The organism is Aerococcus sp. UMB1112A (assembly GCF_030230715.1).
Taxonomy (GTDB): Bacteria; Bacillota; Bacilli; order Lactobacillales; family Aerococcaceae; genus Aerococcus.
The window spans coordinates 1-6,770 of sequence record NZ_JASPDS010000033.1; the positions used below are offsets into that span (position 1 = coordinate 1).

Annotated in this window: 6 protein-coding genes and 1 pseudogene; all 7 read right to left on the bottom strand. The window is 32.6% G+C overall.

What is annotated here, in order from left to right; all coding sequences use genetic code 11:
- Nucleotides 1–81: 81 nt before the first annotated feature.
- Nucleotides 82–558: pseudogene (locus QP860_RS10100) on the bottom strand (IS110 family transposase); the annotation flags it as partial.
- A gap of 969 nt (nt 559–1,527) precedes the next feature.
- Complete coding sequence (locus tag QP860_RS10110) at nt 1,528–2,025, bottom strand: phosphotransferase (RefSeq protein WP_001116341.1); 498 nt, start codon at nt 2,023–2,025, stop codon at nt 1,528–1,530.
- A gap of 243 nt (nt 2,026–2,268) precedes the next feature.
- Entirely contained in the window at nt 2,269–3,000 is a 732-nt protein-coding gene (erm(A), locus tag QP860_RS10115; protein ID WP_032463645.1) for a 23S rRNA (adenine(2058)-N(6))-methyltransferase Erm(A), read from the bottom strand.
- A 57-nt stretch (nt 3,001–3,057) separates the two neighbouring features.
- Nucleotides 3,058–3,183 (bottom strand): erythromycin resistance leader peptide, encoded by a 126-nt coding sequence (locus QP860_RS10585; protein ID WP_017771940.1) that lies wholly within the window; start codon nt 3,181–3,183, stop codon nt 3,058–3,060.
- Nucleotides 3,184–3,733: 550 nt separating this feature from the next.
- Nucleotides 3,734–5,347, bottom strand: coding sequence for an ABC transporter permease (locus QP860_RS10120; protein WP_025194366.1), 1,614 nt, complete (start codon nt 5,345–5,347; stop codon nt 3,734–3,736).
- 25 nt (nt 5,348–5,372) lie between these two features.
- Nucleotides 5,373–6,254, bottom strand: coding sequence for an ABC transporter ATP-binding protein (locus tag QP860_RS10125; RefSeq protein ID WP_000129978.1), 882 nt, complete (start codon nt 6,252–6,254; stop codon nt 5,373–5,375).
- An 84-nt stretch (nt 6,255–6,338) separates the two neighbouring features.
- Nucleotides 6,339–6,770: TetR/AcrR family transcriptional regulator (locus QP860_RS10130; protein WP_284912738.1), on the bottom strand; the 432-nt coding region annotated here is incomplete at its 5' end.

Consider the following 6,770-nt stretch of genomic DNA (forward strand, 5'->3'; position numbering starts at 1 on the left):
GTAAATGGTTTTTGCTTTGTTTGCATTTGGATGGTATCTCTTTTCCTTTGCCCAAGTTTTATATTCTTCTACAAATTCTTCTTATGTTTTTTCTAATACTAGGTCTTTATGCCACCATTTTTCTAGAAAGTCCAATAGTTTGTCTTTTGAAAAGTCTCCTGAATTATGTGGTATTAGTTTTTTTATGCCTGGAAATGTTTGATGTATTGTTTGATCTATGTAGTTCATTTGGTCGATTCTTAGCTCCATGTAATGTTGGTAGCTTCTATTTAATTCTTTTAGGATTCTGTAGTTCACTTCATCTATTTTGTATTCTTCTAATTCTTTCCAATACATTAGTCCATATTCTGCTATTTGTTTTGCATCTATCTTGTCGTTTTTTGCTTTTCTAAAGTTTAATGCTCTACAGAATTGTTTCATTTTTAATGGATTTATTACTGTTACAAAGTAGTCTTTATCTTTTAATTCATAAAGTATTGGGAGATGATATTTTCCTGTTGCTTCCATTGTTATTTTTACTTCTTCTTTTATTTTTTCTAGTTTCTCTAAAAATTTTTCTACTTCTGTTTTTTTAGAGAAACATCAAAGGGTTTCCAGATTATTTTGCTTCCTTGTCCTAATGCACAAACTGTGATTTTTTCTTTTGATATGTCTATTCCTACAGATATCATGTTTTTTCCTCTTTCTTTTTATTTTGTAGTTTCTACCTGCACCATTACACTCTTTTTAGCTTGTGACACGGGCGTTTTGCCCAACCTGCTTAACCGAATATGAATAATGAAAAGGTAGTTGACAGTTTTTGTGGCGGATGTTTCAACCCTAAAACAGCCTCGTCATACTACTTCTTCATTATACAAAAATAGTGCAAGATAGGAATTACTTCCTTTCTTACACTATTTATGGTACTAAAAAACAGCCCACAAAAATCTGTTTAAATCCTCTAATTGAACAAGTTATGATACTAGAACTGTAAACATTACATAGGAAGTAATAAGAGTGTTGGTAATTTAACACTATAAATAACTTGTTTTTTTCTTTCCTCTATTATTCCATGCTATTCTCCTGTAAATATCCCCACATATAGAGCAGTAGACAATACTTGAAAGGGCGTATTTACTGGAATAGATTCTTCTTTTCCCTTTGCCACTTACCATATTAGCTCGTCTATCCATTTCTTCTTAGACTTGCATGAAGATTTCTTTTGGTATGATCGCTTCGTGGCTATTTTCTATATAATATTGAGGTTCTTGATCCTCAATTTATTCTTTAATTATAATTAAGATATTTATCTAAATAGAAAAATGGCTTTTAGGATTTCTTCTAAAACCCCAAAACCATTAATTTCAACACTTTTATAGCCTATTATCTTATTTTCCTTGACATCAATACCACCGTCTCCACATGCCCTGAAGTTCCAAAGTTCCGTAACTTTTTATGATTAATTATACTGAAAGCAATTTGATATAATTCTTGTTTATTCATTTTCTTCTCCAATATTATTTAGCTTAATAATACATTATTCTTTTTTCAAAACACTAAGTTATTCAGTTCACCATCAAGAACTTTTATAGTTTCATTTCTTTCCTTATCCTCTTGATTGTCATATAAAAGTTGTTCAATAAACTCCCATATATCTTCTAGTTTACGTCTAATATGATAGAATAACAAAGCATCCGTATTGATTAAAAAATCTTTGTGTAATTTCAGGTATATGTTCATAAATACATCATAATATGGCTTATCAACAAAAAACATGAGATCAGCTTTTACTGGAGCCAATTTCAAGCCTTCCCAGTCAATTAGAACTAACTGCTCATCCCGTTGCATCAAGTTCCAATTATGAATATCTGTATGGCATAGGGCCATTTTAGGATTACTTCGTCTTAGAATCTCCGACAGTCCTTCAACTCTGTCAATAGATTGTTCAAGGGGTTTTATGTGTGCCCCAAGCAAGCATTTTAAGTCCATGGGAAGACTGGCGCATTCTTTACGCAATACTTGTTTTAGCTGTTTCAGAAATGGCAAGCTAAAATCTTCCCTAATTAGTTGCACATATACCTACTATATCAATAAATTTTGAGTTATCATTGACTATATTAGTTGCTATTATCAGAATAGTCGTCGATAACTATATTTTCGTGCAAATATGCAAATAAGTAAAATGATAGTTATGTTATATCATAATAATTGAAAATAATAGAATGCATTTTTCAATGTAATAAGATTAAGCGTTCTCTTAAAGTTAGAGAACGCTTAATTATTTTTAATTTATTGAAATAATTTGTAACTATTGAAAACAGACAAAAATTGTTCATTGGATAATTTATCAAGATCAGTAACATTCGCATGCTTCAGCACCTGTCTTAATTGATTTTTAGTAAAAAGAACATGATATTCCCTGTTTACCCATTTATAAACGAAAAATCTATACTTTTTGTAGTCCTTCTTTAAAATAAATGGTTTATGCCTTTCAAGTACAATCAATACAGAATCTACATTAGGCTTAGGGTGAAAATATGCTCGTGGCACTTTTTTAAGAATTTTTATATCCATTTCCACCATTAACAGCAAACCTAAAGCTCGTTGGGTATTTTGCAACCTTTTAGCAAATCCCCTCTCTACAATAAGGTAGCTATATTTCGCTTGACTATCAAAAGCAATCTTTTTTACAATATCAGTACTAATATTGTAGGGAATACTACCAAATATTTTATAGTCTGTATTTTTAGGAAAGCTAAACTTCAAAATATCCTCATGAATAACTTTTATATTCTGAAAAGGTTCAACTGCTTTTTTCGTGGCATGACATAAACCTTCATCAATCTCTATAGCATTCACCCGTTGACTCATTTCCACAAGTTCCTTGGTAAAATGTCCTTTTCCTGACCCAATTTCTATTATTTTATCTTGTTTATTGATATTCGTATATTTTAATATTTCCTTTACATGCTTTTTAGATGTAATGAAATTTTGCGTATTTTTCGGGTTTTTCTGTTTCATTATAAAATTCTCCTTGCCGGTTATAATGAACTAATCTTAAGAGCTCATTATAACCAATTATTTTTGGTTTGGTTGATAATGAAATCTCTCAATAACAAATATAGAAAACATACCCATACCTTTACCTCCTTTAATTTTTTTCATTATAAATGAGATAAAGTAATATCTACTACTGCAATACATGTACACATATTTAACTCCTCCTTATGCAACTGATTATATCACTTTTAATTTCTCTATTCAATAAAGTTCTGTGCTAATCTACCTCACCCTATGGATTTTTAATCCCGAAACATCAAATGTCATCTGTCAAATGCCCTATTTAAAAGGGTCAAAAAACGGTATTTTTTAGCCTGTTTTTGACCCAATTTTCGTACTCAAACCACTACATGTTGTGGTTGACTCCTATTATTCCTTGTCCAAACCACAATACGTCATCAGAATTGCTGCTTCAACGTGGGACGAGTTGATAGAATTGATGTATTTATGATTTTTAGCGAAACTGTTGTATATGGGAACATATCGACTAATTTGTACGTTCGTGGGAACATAACGACTAGCTTTCTAATGGTCGCCAAAAGAATCGAAATATAATTCTAGTTTAGAATACTTCTATCCTTATCAAATATATGAAACTGTAATAATAAAATTTAATTGCTTTCATCGACTAATGTTAAAACCTACAACACAAGAATTTAAATCATTAGATTACACTATTTACTATTCAATCAATTTAAGCTCCTTCATTCATATCCCTTCTACTATACCCCAAGAAACCTATTACTATTAAAGCAATGCTAATTATAGTAACTGTAAGAAAAACTGATGCTTCAAAATCATCCATTGGCATTTGAGGCATCCAACTTTGTATAGCAGTATTTAAAAACCATTCCGGGAGGTCTATTAAGCCGCTAAAATAATTTAATAAAAAAGAGAATGTAAGATAAATATACACTATTTTACCTAGTTTCGGTGCCCATCCAAGAGCTAACGCTGCCAGACCTATAAAGAATAAAACAGTAGGGAAAAGGTTAAAGCCAGCAGCAAAAAAGTCAACTATATCCATCTCTCCGCTATTCCCCATCGCAGAGATAGCAGTACCTCCAAGACTACCTGCTGCTAATAAAACTCCTAATAATCCGCTTAATATCGATAACCCTATACTAGTCCAATATAATTGACTTCGGGTTACTTTTGTTGCATAAATCTGACTTAAGTGTAATCGTCTTTCTTCAGAAAAGAGTTTATTTACAATCGCAATTGGTAGAATGGAAACTAAACCAATCAAAACCATCATAACTGTGCCTGTGAATGATTCTTCAATAGAAAATCCTGTATGAGAAAACATTTGTTTCATCATTTCATTACTTTCTAGGAATGTCTGCATATCTCCATAAATCGAACCATAGGCAGCACCCATAACAACATATGCGATTAACCAACTAATAATGACACCTTTATTAATATTTATAAATAATCCTCGGACGGACAGCAAAGACTGCTTTGCACTTTCACGCCCTTCTCTTTGCGGTAAATATCCAGCCCCCATATCGCGGCCACCTTCAAGTGAAAAAGCTATGAACACCACTATTATACTGAAAATTAAAGCAAAAATAAGTGGAAACCAATTATTATCTGTAAAAGGAAAAGTTAAATATGTCCAGCCCAAAGGATTCATCATAGATAAGTCAACATTGGAGACATCTGTTCCAGCACGAACAATGTATAGTAAGCCTACAATTCCTAATGATGATCCTGTTGCAGCCGATGACGTGGGCATAATTTGTGCCATTATTAGAGCAATCCCAGCACCAATAATCCCTGCCATTCCAATTGATGCCCCGTATAACACGGAACCAAAAATAGAAATCGTATCGGCACCGAAACTTATCATTACTACTGCAATAAAAAGTGCTAGTATACCATTGATAAAGACTATCTCTGCTATTGCTGCAAGAGAATTTGCCTGACGACCTATTTGAAAGGAACGCAGTAGCTCAGTAAGGCCAAGATCTTCTTCTTTACGAGTATGACCTATCACGTGTAAAATAGACATTATCATCGCAAACAAACCACAAAACAACAACATTTCATGTGCATACATTGCTCCTAAGGTATAATCAGCTCCTGTTTCAACTGGGGTCGGCCCTACCATAGATATCATTGCAGGGTTTTGCAAAGTTTCGAACATGCCGACTAAACCTTGCCCTTTTGCTATTTCTTTGAAAGCTGGAACAAATCCAGCCGAAAACATGCCAAGTCCCAATACCCATATAATAATTTTTTTCCAATCTCGTTTTAAATACTGTAAAAACAATATGTTCCAACGAGCAAATTTTTCTTTCATAATAATTTTTCCACCTTCCCACGGTTTAGCTTTCATAATGACGCATAAACAAATCTTCAAGTGTTGGCGGTATAGATTCAAACCTTGTGACACCTAATTTGCTAGCTTCAATTAAAATACTATTGAGATATTGATTATCGACAGAGAATGTTGCTTGGCTATCATTTTGAACAAAATCATGTACTCCATCTACAAAAGCCATTTTTGATACATCTCCACTTGTCACTAAAGTGACAGTAGACCTAGTTAAATGTCGTAATTCATCAAGGGTTCCAGTTTCAACAATTTCACCTTGGCGTATAATTACAACCTTATCTGCTAATCGTTCTACCTCACTTAAAATATGGGAGGACAATAAAATAGCTTTACCAGATGCTTTAATTTTTTCAACTTCTTCTTGGAAAACTTGTTCCATTAGAGGATCAAGACCAGATGTTGGTTCATCAAAAATATATAAATCAGAATCAACAGATAATGCTGCAATCAATCCAACTTTTTGACGATTTCCTTTTGAATATCCTTTGGCTTTTTTCTTAGGGTCTAATTCAAAACGTTTAATTAAATAATCGCGCTTTTCTTTATCTCCACTACCATGTAATTTAATGAAGAGATCGATAATTTCTCCTCCCGTTAAAGATCCCCAAAGGGCAACATCTCCAGGGACATAAGAAATTCGCTTATGAATTTCAAGGCTATCCTTCCAAACATCCTTACCGAATATCTCGGCAATACCAGCATCACGTTTTATAATTCCTAATAGGGCACGAATAGTTGTAGATTTCCCAGCACCATTAGGACCAATAAACCCTACCACTTCCCCCGATTTTATCGTGAACGAAACGTCACGCAATGCTTGAAATTTACCAAACTTTTTTTGTAATCCTTGTACTTTTACTATATCGGTCATAATATAGACACACTCCTTTAAAATTTTTTTAGATAAAAATCTAAAGCTATTATATTTTCATTTCAATACACCTTTAATTTAGTTTTATTTATAAAAGCTGTATTTCAGTAATTCGGCATAAACGTTCCACTCTTCTAGATATTTCTCTCCAAATCTACCAATATCATCAAAGGTAAACAATTCCTTTAGTCCTTTCTCTCCTACACCAAACATCGTCCAATTCAAAATCTCAATTGCTTTTTCAATATCAACTCCTTCCCTGAATTTAGAGTAATCAATGTCTTTATATAATTTATTTATGGCTTGATTATAGATTGGATTGAGCCTTTGTTTAATGATATCCTTTACTTCTACAGACTCCTCTTGTTTAGTTGATGCCAAGAATTCAAATGCCTGTGGGTACTTTTGTTGAACATAGAACTTTTGTAAAGCAACTCTTTCGATTCTTTTAAATAAATCAGTTTCAGACAAATCAATTTCTTCATTTAGATTCACGATTGCTTTACTACTATACTC

Bases quoted from the DNA above. Each gene is read 5' to 3' on its own strand.
- QP860_RS10120 (WP_025194366.1), bottom strand. From the start codon at position 5,347: ATGAAAGAAAAATTTGCTCGTTGGAACATATTGTTTTTACAGTATTTA.
- QP860_RS10585 (WP_017771940.1), bottom strand. From the start codon at position 3,183: ATGTATTGCAGTAGTAGATATTACTTTATCTCATTTATAATGAAAAAA.
- QP860_RS10125 (WP_000129978.1), bottom strand. From the start codon at position 6,254: ATGACCGATATAGTAAAAGTACAAGGATTACAAAAAAAGTTTGGTAAA.